At 67.9% G+C, this 15,929-nt stretch carries 15 protein-coding genes; 6 read left to right on the top strand and 9 right to left on the bottom strand.

From position 1 onward, the window contains the following. Positions 1-496: 496 nt before the first annotated feature. Positions 497-2,011 carry a right-handed parallel beta-helix repeat-containing protein gene (locus QZ588_RS16280; RefSeq protein WP_295543989.1) on the bottom strand — a complete coding sequence of 505 codons (1,515 nt, stop codon included), beginning with the start codon at positions 2,009-2,011 and terminating at the stop codon, positions 497-499. A gap of 185 nt (positions 2,012-2,196) precedes the next feature. On the opposite strand from QZ588_RS16280, the gene QZ588_RS16275 reads away from it, so the two are divergent. Both QZ588_RS16275 and QZ588_RS16270 read left to right on the top strand, forming a co-directional pair. Continuing rightward, positions 2,197-2,688 carry a transposase gene (locus QZ588_RS16275; protein ID WP_295543987.1) on the top strand — a complete coding sequence of 164 codons (492 nt, stop codon included), beginning with the start codon at positions 2,197-2,199 and terminating at the stop codon, positions 2,686-2,688. Next, positions 2,666-3,214, top strand: a complete 549-nt coding sequence (locus QZ588_RS16270; RefSeq protein ID WP_366929593.1) for a transposase — start codon at positions 2,666-2,668, stop codon at positions 3,212-3,214. Before QZ588_RS16275 ends, QZ588_RS16270 begins: the two co-directional genes overlap by 23 nt. Before the next feature lie 542 nt (positions 3,215-3,756). Here QZ588_RS16270 and QZ588_RS16265 read toward each other — a convergent pair. Next, positions 3,757-5,550, bottom strand: coding sequence for an IPTL-CTERM sorting domain-containing protein (locus QZ588_RS16265; RefSeq protein ID WP_295543988.1), 1,794 nt, complete (start codon positions 5,548-5,550; stop codon positions 3,757-3,759). Between the two features lie 185 nt (positions 5,551-5,735). Here QZ588_RS16265 and QZ588_RS16260 point away from each other — a divergent pair, with 185 nt between their 5' ends. After that, entirely contained in the window at positions 5,736-6,227 is a 492-nt protein-coding gene (locus tag QZ588_RS16260) for a transposase (RefSeq protein WP_295543987.1), read from the top strand. After that, the gene (locus QZ588_RS16255) at positions 6,205-6,753 is read left to right on the top strand and encodes a transposase (RefSeq protein WP_366929593.1); all 549 of its coding nucleotides are present in this window, start codon (positions 6,205-6,207) and stop codon (positions 6,751-6,753) included. Before QZ588_RS16260 ends, QZ588_RS16255 begins: the two co-directional genes overlap by 23 nt. Positions 6,754-7,260: 507 nt before the next feature. Here QZ588_RS16255 and QZ588_RS16250 read toward each other — a convergent pair. The 7 genes from QZ588_RS16250 to rsxA all read right to left on the bottom strand — a co-directional run bounded on the left by QZ588_RS16250 (position 7,261) and on the right by rsxA (position 12,845). After that, a complete protein-coding gene (locus QZ588_RS16250; RefSeq protein WP_295543986.1) occupies positions 7,261-7,527 on the bottom strand; it encodes an RnfH family protein in 267 nt (88 codons plus the stop codon). 91 nt (positions 7,528-7,618) lie between these two features. Continuing rightward, positions 7,619-8,320 (bottom strand): electron transport complex subunit E, encoded by a 702-nt coding sequence (locus tag QZ588_RS16245; protein ID WP_295543985.1) that lies wholly within the window; start codon positions 8,318-8,320, stop codon positions 7,619-7,621. 96 nt (positions 8,321-8,416) lie between these two features. Continuing rightward, complete coding sequence (rsxG, locus tag QZ588_RS16240) at positions 8,417-9,067, bottom strand: electron transport complex subunit RsxG (protein ID WP_295543984.1); 651 nt, start codon at positions 9,065-9,067, stop codon at positions 8,417-8,419. Next, positions 9,064-10,179, bottom strand: a complete 1,116-nt coding sequence (locus QZ588_RS16235; protein ID WP_295543983.1) for an RnfABCDGE type electron transport complex subunit D — start codon at positions 10,177-10,179, stop codon at positions 9,064-9,066. The genes rsxG and QZ588_RS16235 overlap by 4 nt, the downstream gene beginning before the upstream one ends. 58 nt (positions 10,180-10,237) lie before the next feature. Continuing rightward, positions 10,238-11,734 (bottom strand): electron transport complex subunit RsxC, encoded by a 1,497-nt coding sequence (gene rsxC / locus QZ588_RS16230; RefSeq protein ID WP_295543982.1) that lies wholly within the window; start codon positions 11,732-11,734, stop codon positions 10,238-10,240. Then, positions 11,731-12,261, bottom strand: a complete 531-nt coding sequence (locus QZ588_RS16225; protein WP_295543992.1) for an RnfABCDGE type electron transport complex subunit B — start codon at positions 12,259-12,261, stop codon at positions 11,731-11,733. The genes rsxC and QZ588_RS16225 overlap by 4 nt, the downstream gene beginning before the upstream one ends. An 8-nt stretch (positions 12,262-12,269) precedes the next feature. After that, positions 12,270-12,845 (bottom strand): electron transport complex subunit RsxA, encoded by a 576-nt coding sequence (rsxA, locus tag QZ588_RS16220; protein WP_295543981.1) that lies wholly within the window; start codon positions 12,843-12,845, stop codon positions 12,270-12,272. 519 nt (positions 12,846-13,364) lie between these two features. Between rsxA and nifL the strand changes: the two genes are divergently transcribed. Next, positions 13,365-15,074: a nitrogen fixation negative regulator NifL gene (nifL, locus tag QZ588_RS16215; RefSeq protein WP_366929592.1), complete on the top strand. Its 1,710-nt coding sequence runs from the start codon at positions 13,365-13,367 to the stop codon at positions 15,072-15,074. An 82-nt stretch (positions 15,075-15,156) separates the two neighbouring features. Beyond that, a partial coding sequence (locus QZ588_RS16210) for a GAF domain-containing protein (RefSeq protein ID WP_295543990.1) occupies positions 15,157-15,929 on the top strand: 773 nt, incomplete at its 3' end.

Raw genomic sequence — 15,929 nt, 5'->3', positions numbered from 1 at the left:
CAGCGCAGCGCGGACGCGAAGTTGGTGTTTGAGGTGCGGGTCGAGGTGGCGGATGCTGAGGTTGGCCATGCTGCCCTCCCGGTTGGCTTGGGAGGAGTGAGAGTAGGCAACGATGTCATTGCGTGCAAGCCGTGGCCCGGCGAGGGTGCAGCGGGGCGGGCAGCGCAAGTTAGGTTAACTTTTCTGCACCTCGCATGGGCTTCGCTTCTTCCTCGGCCGCCCGCCCCGCTTGCCGTTCGCCGCCGATCGGGCCTTGACACGTCGCCGCTCCTCGGCACGCATGGCGTTCAGCTCGGACCCGCGCTCCGCCCTCCAGGCGTTGCCCCTTTCCCTGCCGGCACAGCCGCGGGTATCAGACCGCATCGACCCGATCGGCAGCGGTATTGCGCCAGCGGTGGCACGCAGCCGCCGCTAACGGCGGCGCGCGCAACAACGGTGCCCGCAGGCCCCAGTCCGACGATCGCGGGCGCGCCAGGCCGGCGGCAGCGCGTGCGCCTCAGCGCCGCCGGCGCTGCCGGCGGGCGCCGAACAGCCCCAGCAGCCCGGCGCTGGCGAGCAGGCCCCACACCGAGAGGGTGGGGATCGGCGCCGCCACCGCGGCCTCGTAAGCGCCGATGTCCGCCGCCGGACCTTGCGGACGACTGACACCCCGTTGGTCTGTGTCCGGGGCTGCCGCGGTGTCGGCCGTGTCGATCCCCGGGCTGACGGTCAACAGCGCATGCGTCTGCACGCAGCCGTAGGACGCAGCAGGGCCGTTGGGATTGCCGGCCAGGGTCTCGCAGCCGTTGTCGGCGAGCGGGCCCAAATCGGGATCGGTGCCGATAATATTGCTGTCGACGCCGTTGCTCAGGCCGCACGCATCATCGCCCGAGTCCCCGATCAGGTTGTAGCTACCGGTCACGTCGGCGTCCACGGCCCGACAATCCCCGCCACCTGGACTGTTGGCGATGATGCTGTTGGTGAGGGTCATACTGGAGGAACTCCCGATTGAGGGGGAACTCACGAAGATGCCGCCACCATCACTGGCTGCAGAGTTGCTGGCGACGGTGCTGTTGGTCAGCTTCAAGGTTGAGACGTCGTCTATGCGCAGACCACCACCGTCGTCGCCGATGGCCGAGTTGCCGGAGATCGTGCAATTGGTAATCGTCACAGTAGATGTTGATGATGCCCGGATGCCGCCGCCATCATCTTCTGCGGAGTTGCCGGCGACAGTGCTGTTGGTCAGCGTCAGCTGACTGTCTACAACCCGGATGCCGCCGCCATCATCGGCTGCATAATTGCCGGTGACGGCGCTGTTTGTGAGCATCAGCTGACTGACAGAAACCCGAATGCCGCCGCCATCATCGGCCGCGGAGTTGCCAGAGATGGTGCTGTCACTGACCGTCATCAGCGTGCCAGAGCCCGCGAAGAGACCGCCGCCATCATCACCGCCCGTCGAATTGCCGGTGACGGTGCTATTGGTAACCGTCAGGGTGGCGCCATCCGCGGAGATACCGCCGCCATCATCGTCTGCGAAGTTGCCGGAGACGGTGCTGTTGCTGATTGTCAGGGTGGCGCCATACACATAGATACCGCCGCCATCATCGGCGGTCGATCCATTCTGGATGGTCAGGCCATCGATTGCGACGGTTGTGCCTGCGCCGATGTTGAAGATCCGGGACTGCTGGCCGCCATCCACGGCCAACGCATCCGCACCCGGGCCGTCGATGGAGACGGACTGCGTTATCCCGAGCTCGTTGCCAGCGAGGGTGATGGTGCCGGTCACCGCCGAATCGAACACGATGGTATCGTCGGTGCCAAAGCCGCCACCGCCGTTGGTGCAGCCGTCCGCCGCCGATGCGTCGTTGATACTGGTGATGGCTTCGCGCAGGGTGCAGCCGGTGCCATCATCCGCGGTGGAGCCGACGGTGATGGTCGCCGCGTGCGCCCCGGGCGCGAGCAGGATGCCGGTGATGGCCAGCGACAACAGCGAGGGACGGCACTTGGGGGGCGTTGGCGATGGTGCGGGCATGACGGTTGGTTCCTCGGTGTGGGGTTGATGGGAACAGCGCCAGCAGCCCGGCGCTGGCGAGCAGGCCCCACCCCGAGAGGGTGGGAATGGACTCGGGCGGGGCTGCGGGGCCGCGGGGGTCGGCGATGCCACCCTGGTTGGGGTCGGCGTTAAAGGGGCCATTGTCAGCGATGGTGAGGGTGGCGGTGTTGCCGGCGAGCGTGACGCCGTCGGTCATCGGCGTCGAGGCGTTCGTCGGGGTCGGACGCCCACGATGTCAGCACATCATACCCCAACCCGGATTCTTCGACATCGACCGCCGCCTGGAGAGCATCAGCCGCATGGGCGACCCGTTGGAGCGGCTCGCCGCCGAGATTCCCTGGGAGCTGTTCCGGCCGTTGCTGGAGCAGGTGCACGAGAAAGCGCGCAAGTCCGCGGCCGCACGCAAGCCGTTGGACGTGGTGCTAATGTTCAGGGTTCTGATTCTGCAGACGCTCTACAACCTGGCCAACGAGGCGGTGGAGTATCAGATCCGCGACCGTCTGTCGTTCATGCACTTGCTCGGCCTGCAGATGCACGACAGCGTGTCCAACGGCGCCACGGTGTGGCGGTTTCGCGGGCGGCTCATTCAAGACCACCGCGGCGAACGTCCACGACAGCCAGGTCTTCGACGCCATCATCGACTCCGACAACGCTGATCCGCACGTCTGGGCCGACAGCGCCTACCGCAGCGAACAGACCGAGGGCGCCCTGAGCGGAGCGGGCTACGAGCGCCATCTCTGCGAGAAGGGTCGGAGGAACCAACCCCTGAACGACGAGCAGCAGGCGGCCAACCGCCTCCGCTCCAAGACGCGCTCGCTTGTCGAGCACGTCTTCGGCTTTCAACACAACAGCATGGGCGGCAAGCTCATCCGCACCATCGGCAAGGCGCGAGCCGAGGTCAAGATCGGCTGCATGAACCTGACCTATAACCTGATGCGCGACCTCCAGCTCAGCAAACCAAAGCTTGCTGCACGCGCTCACCTGAAAAACGGGTCAAGCGGCGCAAAGCGCCGTTCTGAGAAGCAAAATGCGACGATTGCCGGCGTTTCCGCTCCGCCCCCTGCGCACGGCTTCATTACTCATGCCTCAAAACATGCCGATGGCACATCGTATTTGGCCGTCCGGGCTACTTGGTATGGGTCGAACAGGAAGAACACAAAGAACACTGGTGTAATGTCTTGACTTTCCAGGTCGTAGGGCATTCGCTCGCGGCGATGCACGATCATTGAGGTATCGGTGCGATGACCGCCTGCAGCGCAGGCGCCGGAAAGCATGGCAGCCTTTGTCCGGTCCGCCAATCACATATCCATAGACACGGCAACGCCGGGATACCCATATTCATGGGTCGTCGAACGGCGTCGGTCGCAGACCGCCGCATGCGCCGTGGTTCCTGCGGGCGCTGGCGACAGCCGTGGCGGGGCTACAGGGCAGGTGGGTGACGCATGCCTTTCGCCACGGTGAGGACGCGATCGCATGCTGCGCCGAGGGCGCTTGTTAGGCGCTGGCGCTGGTGGATCTGGGCCTGCCGGATTGTTCCGGCGCGGAGGTGGTACGTGCCTTGGGCCGGCACTGCCCACCAGCGCCGACGCCGGCGGGGGGTGCGGTGCCGGCTCAATTGGCACTCCAGCGGCGGGCGCTTGCGCAGACCGCATGGGCCACGCCTGTCGCGCCGCCCGCGCGCCCGCAGCCCGCGGGCGCGCCAGGCCGGCGGCAGCGCGTGCGCCTCAGCGCCGCCGGCGCTGCCGGCGGGCGCCGAACAACCCCAGCAGCCCGGCGCTGGCGAGCAGGCCCCACACCGAGAGGGTGGGAATGGGCGCTGGGCCAGCGTTTGGTGTGACCTTGTTGCTAGTGGTACTAGCAAAACCCGTGATGGCCGATGCGTTGTCGCAGGCGACTGTAAAAATGTATTCCGTTCCCAGCGTCAAACCAGTGATGGTGCACTGGTTGGTGCCGGCCGGTGCGGTGCAGGTGGCGCCGCCGGGGTCGGCGGTGGCGGTGCAGGCGGTGAGCGCCGTCAACCCTGAGCTGGTGGGTGGTGTCCAGGAGACGGTTGCCTGGGCAACACCCGCGGTGGCGCTGACGCCGGTGGGCGGGCTCGGCGGGCCCAGCTCGAAGGCGCCCATGTCATCGCCGCTGCCCGCCGGGCGGGTGGCACCACGCTCATCTGTCTCGGGCGCGGAGGCATCGTCGGCCGCATCCAACGCCGGGCTGTCGATCGACAGCGCATGCGTCTGCACGCAGCCGTAGGACGCAGGCGGGCCGTCGGGATCGCCCGCTCTGGTCACGCAACCGTTGTCGGCGAGGGGATCCAAGTCGGGATCGGTGCCGATGATGTTGTTGTCGGCGCCGTTGCTCAGGCCGCACGCATCATCGCCCGAGTCCCCGATCAGGTTGTAGCTACCGGTCACGTCGGCGTCCACGGCCCGACAATCCCCGCCACCTGGACTGTTGGCGATGATGCTGTTGGTGAGGGTCATACTGGAGGAACTCCCGATTGAGGGGGAACTCACGAAGATGCCGCCACCATCACTGGCTGCAGAGTTGCTGGCGACGGTGCTGTTGGTCAGCTTCAAGGTTGAGACGTCGTCTATGCGCAGACCACCACCGTCGTCGCCGATGGCCGAGTTGCCGGAGATCGTGCAATTGGTAATCGTCACAGTAGATGTTGATGATGCCCGGATGCCGCCGCCATCATCTTCTGCGGAGTTGCCGGCGACAGTGCTGTTGGTCAGCGTCAGCTGACTGTCTACAACCCGGATGCCGCCGCCATCATCGGCTGCATAATTGCCGGTGACGGCGCTGTTTGTGAGCATCAGCTGACTGACAGAAACCCGAATGCCGCCGCCATCATCGGCCGCGGAGTTGCCAGAGATGGTGCTGTCACTGACCGTCATCAGCGTGCCAGAGCCCGCGAAGAGACCGCCGCCATCATCACCGCCCGTCGAATTGCCGGTGACGGTGCTATTGGTAACCGTCAGGGTGGCGCCATCCGCGGAGATACCGCCGCCATCATCGTCTGCGAAGTTGCCGGAGACGGTGCTGTTGCTGATTGTCAGGGTGGCGCCATACACATAGATACCGCCGCCATCATCGGCGGTCGATCCATTCTGGATGGTCAGGCCATCGATTGCGACGGTTGTGCCTGCGCCGATGTTGAAGATCCGGGACTGCTGGCCGCCATCCACGGCCAACGCATCCGCACCCGGGCCGTCGATGGAGACGGACTGCGTTATCCCGAGCTCGTTGCCAGCGAGGGTGATGGTGCCGGTCACCGCCGAATCGAACACGATGGTATCGTCGGTGCCAAAGCCGCCACCGCCGTTGGTGCAGCCGTCCGCCGCCGATGCGTCGTTGATACTGGTGATGGCTTCGCGCAGGGTGCAGCCGGTGCCATCATCCGCGGTGGAGCCGACGGTGATGGTCGCCGCGTGCGCCCCGGGCGCGAGCAGGATGCCGGTGATGGCCAGCGACAACAGCGAGGGACGGCACTTGGGGGGCGTTGGCGATGGTGCGGGCATGACGGTTGGTTCCTCGGTGTGGGGTTGATGGGAACAGCGCCAGCAGCCCGGCGCTGGCGAGCAGGCCCCACCCCGAGAGGGTGGGAATGGACTCGGGCGGGGCTGCGGGGCCGCGGGGGTCGGCGATGCCACCCTGGTTGGGGTCGGCGTTAAAGGGGCCATTGTCAGCGATGGTGAGGGTGGCGGTGTTGCCGGCGAGCGTGACGCCGTCGGTCATCGGCGTCGAGGCGTTCGTCGGGGTCGGACGCCCACGATGTCAGCACATCATACCCCAACCCGGATTCTTCGACATCGACCGCCGCCTGGAGAGCATCAGCCGCATGGGCGACCCGTTGGAGCGGCTCGCCGCCGAGATTCCCTGGGAGCTGTTCCGGCCGTTGCTGGAGCAGGTGCACGAGAAAGCGCGCAAGTCCGCGGCCGCACGCAAGCCGTTGGACGTGGTGCTAATGTTCAGGGTTCTGATTCTGCAGACGCTCTACAACCTGGCCAACGAGGCGGTGGAGTATCAGATCCGCGACCGTCTGTCGTTCATGCACTTGCTCGGCCTGCAGATGCACGACAGCGTGTCCAACGGCGCCACGGTGTGGCGGTTTCGCGGGCGGCTCATTCAAGACCACCGCGGCGAACGTCCACGACAGCCAGGTCTTCGACGCCATCATCGACTCCGACAACGCTGATCCGCACGTCTGGGCCGACAGCGCCTACCGCAGCGAACAGACCGAGGGCGCCCTGAGCGGAGCGGGCTACGAGCGCCATCTCTGCGAGAAGGGTCGGAGGAACCAACCCCTGAACGACGAGCAGCAGGCGGCCAACCGCCTCCGCTCCAAGACGCGCTCGCTTGTCGAGCACGTCTTCGGCTTTCAACACAACAGCATGGGCGGCAAGCTCATCCGCACCATCGGCAAGGCGCGAGCCGAGGTCAAGATCGGCTGCATGAACCTGACCTATAACCTGATGCGCGACCTCCAGCTCAGCAAACCAAAGCTTGCTGCACGCGCTCACCTGAAAAACGGGTCAAGCGGCGCAAAGCGCCGTTCTGAGAAGCAAAATGCGACGATTGCCGGCGTTTCCGCTCCGCCCCCTGCGCACGGCTTCATTACTCATGCCTCAAAACATGCCGATGGCACATCGTATTTGGCCGTCCGGGCTACTTGGTATGGGTCGAACAGGAAGAACACAAAGAACACTGGTGTAATGTCTTGACTTTCCAGGTCGTAGGGCATTCGCTCGCGGCGATGCACGATCATTGAGGTATCGGTGCGATGACCGCCTGCAGCGCAGGCGCCGGAAAGCATGGCAGCCTTTGTCCGGTCCGCCAATCACATATCCATAGACACGGCAACGCCGGGATACCCATATTCATGGGTCGTCGAACGGCGTCGGTCGCAGACCGCCGCATGCGCCGTGGTTCCTGCGGGCGCTGGCGACAGCCGTGGCGGGGCTACAGGGCAGGTGGGTGACGCATGCCTTTCGCCACGGTGAGGACGCGATCGCATGCTGCGCCGAGGGCGCTTGTTAGGCGCTGGCGCTGGTGGATCTGGGCCTGCCGGATTGTTCCGGCGCGGAGGTGGTACGTGCCTTGGCATGTACGCCGTCTCTATCACAAGCTCGGCGCACACTCCCGACTACAAGCGTTGAAGCTGGCGACGCAACAGGGGCTGTTCTGATGGATGTGGACCGCAGGCCGCACACCCGATCGTCGACCGGGCGTCACACGCCCTCATCCCGCCGCGGCACGGTGTCGGGGTCCGCGGTGATGGGGCGATAGATCTCCACCCGGTCGCCGTCCTTCACCTTGGCGTCCGGCTTGGTGAACTTGCCGAAGATGCCCACCCGCTGGTTGTCGAGATCGATGTCCGGATACTGCCGGCGCAGGCCGGCATGCTCGATGGCCTCGCGCACCGTGCAGCCCTCCGGCACGTCGAGGGTGAGCCAGGTGCGCTTGAACTTGTCTGCGTAGGCAACGCCGATGTGCATGGTTGTCCGCTCCGGGTTGGCGGGTGTGCGTGGGAGCGCGACGCCCAGCTGCGGGAGGCGCCGGCACCCGCGGGGCCGAGGATTGGGGCGCTCAGACGCCCGCGGCGAGGCCGGTCGCCGCCTTGGCTGCTTGCCGCGCCGCAAGCCGACGGTCCAGGAGCCGCTTGCCGGCGAGCAGCACGCCCATGGCGATGAAGCCGCCGGGGGGCAGGATCATGAGCAGGAAGCCGCGGTAGTCCGGGATCAGCGTCACCTCCAGCCAGCCGAGCGACTCGCCCAACAGCAGGGAGGCGTTGGCAAAGAGGGTGCCGGCGCCCAGCGCCTCGCGCACGGCGCCGAGGGCCACCAGCACCAGCGTGAAGCCGACCCCCATCATCAGGCCGTCGAAGGCCGCCGGCAGCGGCGCCTGGCGGGAGGCGAAGCTCTCGGCACGGCCGAGGATGGCGCAGTTGGTGACGATGAGCGGGATGAAGAGCCCCAGCACTTTGTGCAGGTCGTGCATCCAGGCGTTCATGCCGAGGTCCACCAGGGTCACCAGGGTGGCGATGATGAGCACGAACACGGGGATGCGTACCTGCGGCGTGATGATGCCCCGCAGCAGCGACACCAGCAGTCCCGAGGCCACCATCACGACGATGCTGGCGAGCCCGAGCCCCAGGCCGTTGGTGGCGGTGCCGGTGACGGCCAGCAGCGGACACAGCGCCAACGACTGCGCCATGACCACGTTGTTGTCCCAGACGCCGTCGCGGGCGATGCGGGACCAATGCGTCGTTGTCTTCTCCACCGTGCTCACTTGCTCACCTCGCGGTCGGGGACGGTCCGTGCTCCGAGGCGCGCGTGACGGGGCAGCACCACGGCACGGGTGCCTCCCCCCGATGCGCGCCACGCGTCACGGGTCACTCGATACTTGTTGCACCGCGGACGCCGTCAGCGTGTCGCGATGGGCGGCGAAGCGCTCCAGCCCCCGCTTGACCGCACGCACCACCGCCCGCGGTGTGATGGTCGCGCCGCTGAACTGGTCGAAGTCGCCGCCGTCCTTCTGCACGGCCCAGCGCTCCGGCGGCGGCTCACCCAGAGACTTACCGTCGAAGCGCAGGATCCAGTCATCCCGGGCCACTTCGATCTTGTCGCCGAGCCCGGGCGTTTCGGTGTGCGACAGCACCCGGGCGCCGAGCACCCGGCCGTCGGCGCCGATGCCCAGCAGCACGCGGATGGGCCCGGCATAGCCTGGCCCGACGGTCTCGAAGGCGACGCCCGTCACCTCCAACCCCCGCAGCGCCCGATAGACCGTCAGCGCGCCGTCGGTGGTGTCGAGGGTGATGGCATCCGCCAGCAGAGCGTTGTCGTGCAGCCCCGCCGGGATCACCTGCGACAGGGATGCCAGCAGGTCCTCGGCTTCGCGCTGGGCGATGGCATCGCGGGTGGCGAGATCACCGATCACCAGCAGGGCGGTGGCGACGAAGGCGAAGCCGCCGAGCAGGGCCGCCTGGTAGCCCACGCGCTCGCGATAGCCCGGATTGGCGACGGTGGTGGTGCTCATGACCGGCCCTCCCCCGGCTTGGCCGCGGCCTCGGGCTCCGGGTACTCCAGCGGCTGACCGCGGCGGTCGCGGCCGTAGATGCGCGGCTTGAGATAATGATCGATCATCGGCGTCGCGGCGTTCATCAGCAGCACCGCGAAGGCCACGCCCTCCGGATAGCCGCCCCAGGTGCGGATGACATAGACCAGCAGCCCGACACCGGCGCCGAAGACCAGCTGCCCGGCGCGGGATACCGGCGAGGTCACCGGGTCCGTGGCGATGAAGAAGGCCGCCAGCATGGTGGCGCCCGTCAGCAGGTGATAGGGCGCGGCGGCGTAGCGCTCGGGGTCGATGAGATGCATGCCCGTCGCCAGCGCCGCCACGGTGCCGAGCAGGGCCGCCGGGATGCGCCAGTCGATGACGCCCTTGTGGATGAGCCAGAGACCACCCAGGGCAATGAGCAGCGCCGACGTTTCCCCCAAACTGCCGGGCACGGTGCCGAGCAGGGCCGAGAAGGGGTCATAGACGCCGCTGAGCGCCGTCTTCAGCGCCTCGTGCTGACCCAGCTCCGTGCGCACGTGGCCCAGGATGGACGCGCCCGACAGGGCATCGACGCCTGAGAATTCCCCGCTCGGCCCACCAAAGGTGATGGCGAGCCCCTCGAAGAAGCCCGGCGCGTCAGCGGTGAACAGCGGCGCCGGTGCCACCCAGCGGGTCATTTCCAGCGGGAACGAGATCAGCAATGCCACCCGCGCCACCATGGCCGGATTGAACAGGTTCTGGCCGATGCCGCCGAATACCTGCTTGCCCAGCAGCACGGCGAGCGCCCCACCCACCACGCCGATCCACCAGGGCGCCCAGGGTGGCAGCGTCAGCGCCAGCAGCCAGCCCGTGAGCAACGCCGAGCCGTCCATCAGCGTGAGCCGCACGGGCCGGCCGGCGAGCATGAGTGACAAGGCCTCGAAGCCGACGGTGGCCCCCACGGTGACCGTGAACAGAAAGATCGCCGGCCAGCCGAACTGATACAGCCCGAACAGGGACGCCGGCACCAGCGCCAGCATCACCAGCGCCATGGTGCGGCCGATGGAGACCGGCGCGTGGGCGTGGGGACTGGCTGCAAGCGGTTGGTTCATGCGGTGTCGATCTCGCTCGGCTGACGACGGGGTTCAGATGCGGGGTGGACGTTATTGGTTACTCGCTCAGCGCCGCCTCCGCGCGCTTCTGTGCCTCGGCTTCGCGCTTGCGCCGTGCCATGGCGGCGCGCTTGGCCTGCTTCTGGGCCTCCATGCGTGCGCTGCGGGCCTCGGCGAGGCGCTTGGTCTCGGTCTGTTTCTGCTTGGCGCGGCCGCGGGCGGCGAGCTCACCCTTGGCGTGGCTGAAGAACTGCACCAGGGGGATGTGTGCCGGGCAGACATAGGCGCAGGAGCCACAGCCGATGCAGTCCATGAGCCCCTGGCCCACGGCGCCGTCGAGGTCGCCGGCGCGGATGTGCGCCGCCATGGTGAGCGGCACCAAGCCGCAGGGACAGGCGTCGACACAGCTCGCACACCGGATGCAGGGCGCGGGCGTATGCTGGCCCGTCTCGGCGGCGGTGAGGGCCAGCACGCCGTTGCTGCCCTTCATGACGGGCACGCGCAGCTCCGCCAGTGGCTGACCCATCATGGGCCCGCCGCTGATGAGCTTCGCCGGTGCTTCTGTGAAGCCACCGCAGTGATCGACGAGCGCCTGCACCTGGGTGCCGATGGGCACGCGCAGGTTCTTCGGCCGCTGCACCGCGCCTCCGGTGACGGTGACCACGCGGGAGATCAGCGGTCGCCCGAGCCGCAGCGCCTCGTGCACCGCGAACGCCGTCGCCGGGTTGTGCACCACCACACCGATGTCCGCCGTCAGGCCGCGGGCCGGCGTCTCCTTGCCCGTCAGCGTCTGCACCAGATGCTTCTCGGAGCCCATGGGGTAGCGCGTCGGCAGCCTGACGATGCTTACCCCGGCACAGTCCGCGGCGGCCTCGCGCAGGGCCGCCAGCGCATCCGGCTTGTTGCCCTCGATGGCGACGATGATGCGACCCACACCCAGCGCATGGGCCATGATGCGCACACCGTCGAGCACCTGCGCGGTGTGCTCGCGCATCAGCCGGTCGTCACAGGTCAGGTAGGGCTCGCACTCCGCGCCGTTGATGACGAGCGTGTGCAGGCGGTAGCGGTTGCGCAGGTGCAGCTTCACGGCGGACGGGAAGGTGGCCCCGCCCATGCCGACGATGCCGGCGGCGGCGACCCGCTTGGCCACCTCGGCGGGCGCCAGCGCGAAGGGGTCGTCCACGCCGCGGATGTCCGGATGCCAGCGGTCTTCGCCATCGGGCTGCAGCGTGATGGTGCGCACGCTGAGCCCGGACGGGTGATTGGCGGGATAGAGCCCGAGCCCGGCGATGCGCCCGGAGGTGGGCGCATGGATGGGTGCGGAAACGGCACCCTGGGCATGGGCGATGGCCTCGCCCTTGCAAACCTGCTGGCGGCGCTGCACCACCGGATTGGCCGCGGCGCCGATGTGCTGCTGCAGCGGGATGTGCAGCAGGCCCGGCAGCGGCAGCGCCTCGATGGGCTGGCCGGCGACGAGGGCTTTGCGATCGTCCGGGTGGACGCCGCCGCGGATGCCGTGCAGCTCACCAAAAAGATTGAAGCCCAGGACCTTCATCGAACGACCTCCGGCACGGGCCAGACCCAGTTGCTCAGGCTTTGTGTCGGCGCCCGCAGCTCGATGCACTCGGTAGGGCAGGCGTCCACGCACTTGCCGCAGCCGGTACAGGCGTCCTCGAACACGGCGTGGATCTGATCATTGGCGCCGATGATGGCGTCCGTCGGGCAGCGCTTGAAGCACTTGGTGCAGCCGACACAGAGCCGCTCGTGAATGTGTGCCACCTTCGGTGTCTGCGCCGCCATGCCGGAGAAGTCCGCGCTGACGCCGAGCAGCGCCGCGAGCTCCTCCGCCAGTGCCCGGCCGCCCGGCGGGCACAGGGTCACCGGTGCGTCGCCGCCGGCCACGGCTGCCGCCGCCGGGCCGCAGCCGGGGTAACCGCACTGGCCGCACTGGGAGCCCGGCAGCAGCGCCTCCACCCGGCCGACGATGGGGCTGTCCTCCACCGCCAGGTAACGCGCTGCGATGCCGAGCAGGGCGCCGAGGCCGAGGCCGAGGGCAGTGAGACTGAGAATGGCGGCGATCATCATGTCCATCACGCCAGCCCCGCAAAGCCCATGAACGCCAGCGACAGCAATCCCGCCACCACGAAGGCGATGGGGGTGCCGGCGAAGGCCGCCGGCACCTGGGCCAGGGCCAGCCGCTCCCGCAGCCCCGCGAACAGCACCATCACCAGGGTGAAGCCGAGCGCGGAGCCGAAGCCGAACAGCAGGCTCTCGAAGAAGCCGTTTTGCTGCTGCACGTTCAGAAGCGCCACACCGAGCACGGCGCAATTGGTGGTGATCAGCGGCAGAAAGATCCCGAGCACCTGGTAGAGCGTCGGCGAGAGCCTGCGCACGGCCATCTCGGTGAACTGCACCACCGCCGCGATCACCAGAATGAAGGTCAGGATACGCAGGAAGCCGATGTCGAGCGGTTGCAGCACCAGGTGCTGCAGCAGCCAGCTCGCCGCCGCCGCCAGGGTCAGCACGAAGGTGGTTGCGAGCCCCATGCCCAGCGCCGTGTCGAGCTTGTTGGACACGCCCATGAAGGGGCAGAGCCCGAGGAACTTCACCAGTACCACGTTGTTCACCAACGCGGTGGCCAGGATCAGCATGAGGTATTCGGTCATCGCTCTCTGGGCTCCCCTGATGGGGGTTTGCGCTGCCTGAAGACGGCCCTGCGCAATCGGCGGTCGGGATGCGCCGGATGCCACCGGCGCTGATCGCGCAGGCGCCGAGCGCTGCTGCCTGAGTCCAGTGCAAATGGGATGCCAGGCCCCGGGCCTGGCGACGGGGTGCGCCTCCTCGCGGGGCATCCCATGCCGGAACTGCACGTTCTCAATGCGTTAGGGCACGCGGGGCGCGAGGCTCGATGTCGAACTGCGACCCGGCGGCGCCTGTCGGGCATGCCACAACCCGATGCTGCGCCGCAGCAGGATTGTCGCACTTCCAACAGATGAGACCGTCGGTGCCGCCGCCCGAGGCAGCCACGGCGGCCGGTTGGCGGCGCCCGCGCCGGCAGGGCCGCCCGCGGGTCACTGGCACGAAATCTGCTGATGGTACGCCTGGCCCCTCCCGGCAGCAGCATCGGCACGGGTGTTTCCGGCTAACAGAAAGACCACCGCACAAAACGAGATGGAGAGCAGCGTGTGAGCACTCGCAAAGGTATCGATACCCAGCAGGCCGCCAACCTCGACTTCGATGAGCAGCGCCCGCCCGGGGCTCCGGGCGGCTTCAAGCCGGATGCCGAGCTGCCGGCCGCGAGCGCGCTGGGCACCTTCCTGAAGGCGCCGCCACCGGGCACACCGCCGGAGGTCGTCGAGGCGCTCACGCTCATGGCCGGCGACCCCACCGATCCCCTGCCGCCGCGGCTCTACTTCGAGACCGTGGAGCAGGCGCCGGTGGCCATCTCCATCACGAATGCCAAGGCCAACATTCTTTATGCCAACGCCGCCTTCGAGGCACTCACCGGCTACAGCCGCGATGAGGTGCTGGGGCAGAACGAATCCATTCTCTCCAGCAACGCGACGCCGGAGTCCATCTACCAGCAGCTCTGGCGCACCATCCAGCGCAAGCGCTCCTGGACCGGCACCCTCGTGAATCGCCGCAAGGGCGGCGAGGACTACCTGGCGGAGCTGACCATCTCGCCGGTGCTCGACGCCGGCGGGCGCCTGCGCTATTTCCTCGGCATGCACCGGGACGTGACGCGGGAGCACGAGCTATCGGTGGCGCTGCGCCAGCAGAAGACCCGTATCGAGACGGTGTTGGACGCCGCACCGGTGGTGGTCGTGCTATTGGACACCGCGGGGCGGATCATCCTCGATAACCAGGAGTACAAGAAGCTGCTCGGCGACCTGCGCGGGCGCGAGCCGCTGGCGCTGCTGCGCTCGGCGCTGCAGCAGCAGGCGGGCTTCGATCCGCTGGCGCGCGCCGCCGCCGGCGAGGGCTTCCGCGACGTGGAGATCAGCATCGAGGTGCCAGGCAGCGCCAGCCCGCGCTGGTTCTCCTGCTCTGGCACCGCCGTCAACGAGTCCGATACCAGTCTGTCGGGCTACTTTATCCGCGGCGACGCCGGCGACCAGCGCCTGTTGCTGCTCGCCAACGACATCACCGGGCGCCGCCGGGAGATCGAGCGCGCCCATCTGGAAAACCTGCGCGCACGCCTGGCCGAGCAGCAGCTCGCCCAGGGCATGCGCGAGGCCCTCACCGCAGCCAGCTACCAGCTGCAGGTCCCGCTCAACATGATCCGCGCCGCCAGCGGTATGTTCAAAGACGGCGCCGGCAATCCAGCCCTCTTCGCCGAGATGCTCGGCCAGATCACCCAGGCCGGGGAGACGGCGCTGGCGACCCTGCGTGCGGCCATGCCAACGCAGGTGCCGGAGGCCGGCGTCAACGTCAACGTCAACGAGCTGCTGCGTCACGTGCTGGCCCTGGAGACGGACAACCTGCTCGCCGCCGGCATCATCGTGGACTGGCAGCCGGCGCTGGTGCTGCCGGAGCTCTCCGGGCACAAGAACGAGCTGCGCTCGCTGTTCAAGTACCTCATCGACAATGCCCTCCAAGCCCTCTACGAGGGCGGCGGCGGTCAGCGCGCCCTACGCCTGGCCACCCGTGCGCTGGACGACGCGGTGGAGGTGATCGTCGAGGACAATGGCCCCGGCATTGCGCAGGCGGAGCGACTCAAGGTCTTCGAGCCCTTTCACATCGGCTGGCGCAACCGTCGCGGGCGCGCCGGCATGGGCCTGGCGCTGGCGCAGGAGATCGTCAACCAGCACGACGGCGCCATCGAGATCGATCCCGACTATCGCGACGGCTGCCGGGTGCGCGTGACCCTCGGCCACGTCCGCGCGCGCGACTGAGCGTCCGGCTCAGCAGCCAGCCGGGCGCCAGCATGGGTGCCCGGCCAACCGGAACCCGAGGCCGCATTGCAACATGCTCGAGATGCCTGAAGTCGACGCACCTCCCTCATCCCCCTCCCAATCCGACGACGGCGAGGCCGCACGCCTCAAGCTCCTGGAAGAGCAGCTCGCCGCGCTGTTCCAGGTCAGCTCCATCCTGAGCCGGTCGCTGGAGCTGCGCGAGACCCTGCGCCAGGTGCTGCGCACCCTGCACGAGCGCGGCCGGCTCTGCCGCGGCATGGTAAGCCTGCTCGACGCCGACAGCGGCGATCTGCTGGTGGCGGCGCTGCACGACGAGGACGCCGCCCCCTTCGAGAAGATCCGCTACCGCCCCGGCGAGGGCGTCATCGGCCAGGTGCTCGAGAGCAACCGACGCTGGATCCTGCCCCGGGTCAGCGACGAGCCCCGGTTCCTGGACCGGCTCGGGCTGTTCGATGCGCAACTGCCGTTCATCGGTGTGCCCATTCGCATCGGCGACGACGACGTGGTGGGTGTCTTCGCGCTGCAGCCGCCGGCGAACGATACACTCATGCCCCAGCGCGCGCGGCTCACGGAGATGATCGCCAATCTCATCGGCCAGGCCGTGCGCCTGTCGCGCTCCGTGGAGGCCGAGCGCCGCGCCCTGCGCGAGGAGCGCGACACCCTGCGCCGGCACATGAAGAGCAGCCACGGCTTCGACAATATCATCGGCCGCACCGAGCGCATGCGCCTGGTCTTCGACCAGGTGCGCCAGGTGGCGAAGTGGAACACCACGGTGCTGCTGCGCGGGGAGTCCGGCACCGGCAAGGAGCTCATCGCCAGCGCCATCCACTACAA

Source organism: uncultured Thiohalocapsa sp. (assembly GCF_913062725.1).
Lineage (GTDB): Bacteria > Pseudomonadota > Gammaproteobacteria > Chromatiales > Chromatiaceae > Thiohalocapsa.
Note: the sequence above shows the minus strand (reverse complement) of the source record. Positions and strands in the feature narration are given on the sequence as shown.

What these genes read in the sequence shown, in the direction of transcription:
- QZ588_RS16280 (WP_295543989.1), bottom strand. Translation starts at nt 2,011, where the DNA reads ATGCCCGCACCATCGCCAACGCCCCCCAAGTGCCGTCCCTCGCTGTTG.
- QZ588_RS16265 (WP_295543988.1), bottom strand. Translation starts at nt 5,550, where the DNA reads ATGCCCGCACCATCGCCAACGCCCCCCAAGTGCCGTCCCTCGCTGTTG.
- QZ588_RS16250 (WP_295543986.1), bottom strand. Translation starts at nt 7,527, where the DNA reads ATGCACATCGGCGTTGCCTACGCAGACAAGTTCAAGCGCACCTGGCTC.
- rsxG (WP_295543984.1), bottom strand. Translation starts at nt 9,067, where the DNA reads ATGAGCACCACCACCGTCGCCAATCCGGGCTATCGCGAGCGCGTGGGC.
- QZ588_RS16235 (WP_295543983.1), bottom strand. Translation starts at nt 10,179, where the DNA reads ATGAACCAACCGCTTGCAGCCAGTCCCCACGCCCACGCGCCGGTCTCC.
- rsxC (WP_295543982.1), bottom strand. Translation starts at nt 11,734, where the DNA reads ATGAAGGTCCTGGGCTTCAATCTTTTTGGTGAGCTGCACGGCATCCGC.
- QZ588_RS16225 (WP_295543992.1), bottom strand. Translation starts at nt 12,261, where the DNA reads ATGATCGCCGCCATTCTCAGTCTCACTGCCCTCGGCCTCGGCCTCGGC.
- rsxA (WP_295543981.1), bottom strand. Translation starts at nt 12,845, where the DNA reads ATGACCGAATACCTCATGCTGATCCTGGCCACCGCGTTGGTGAACAAC.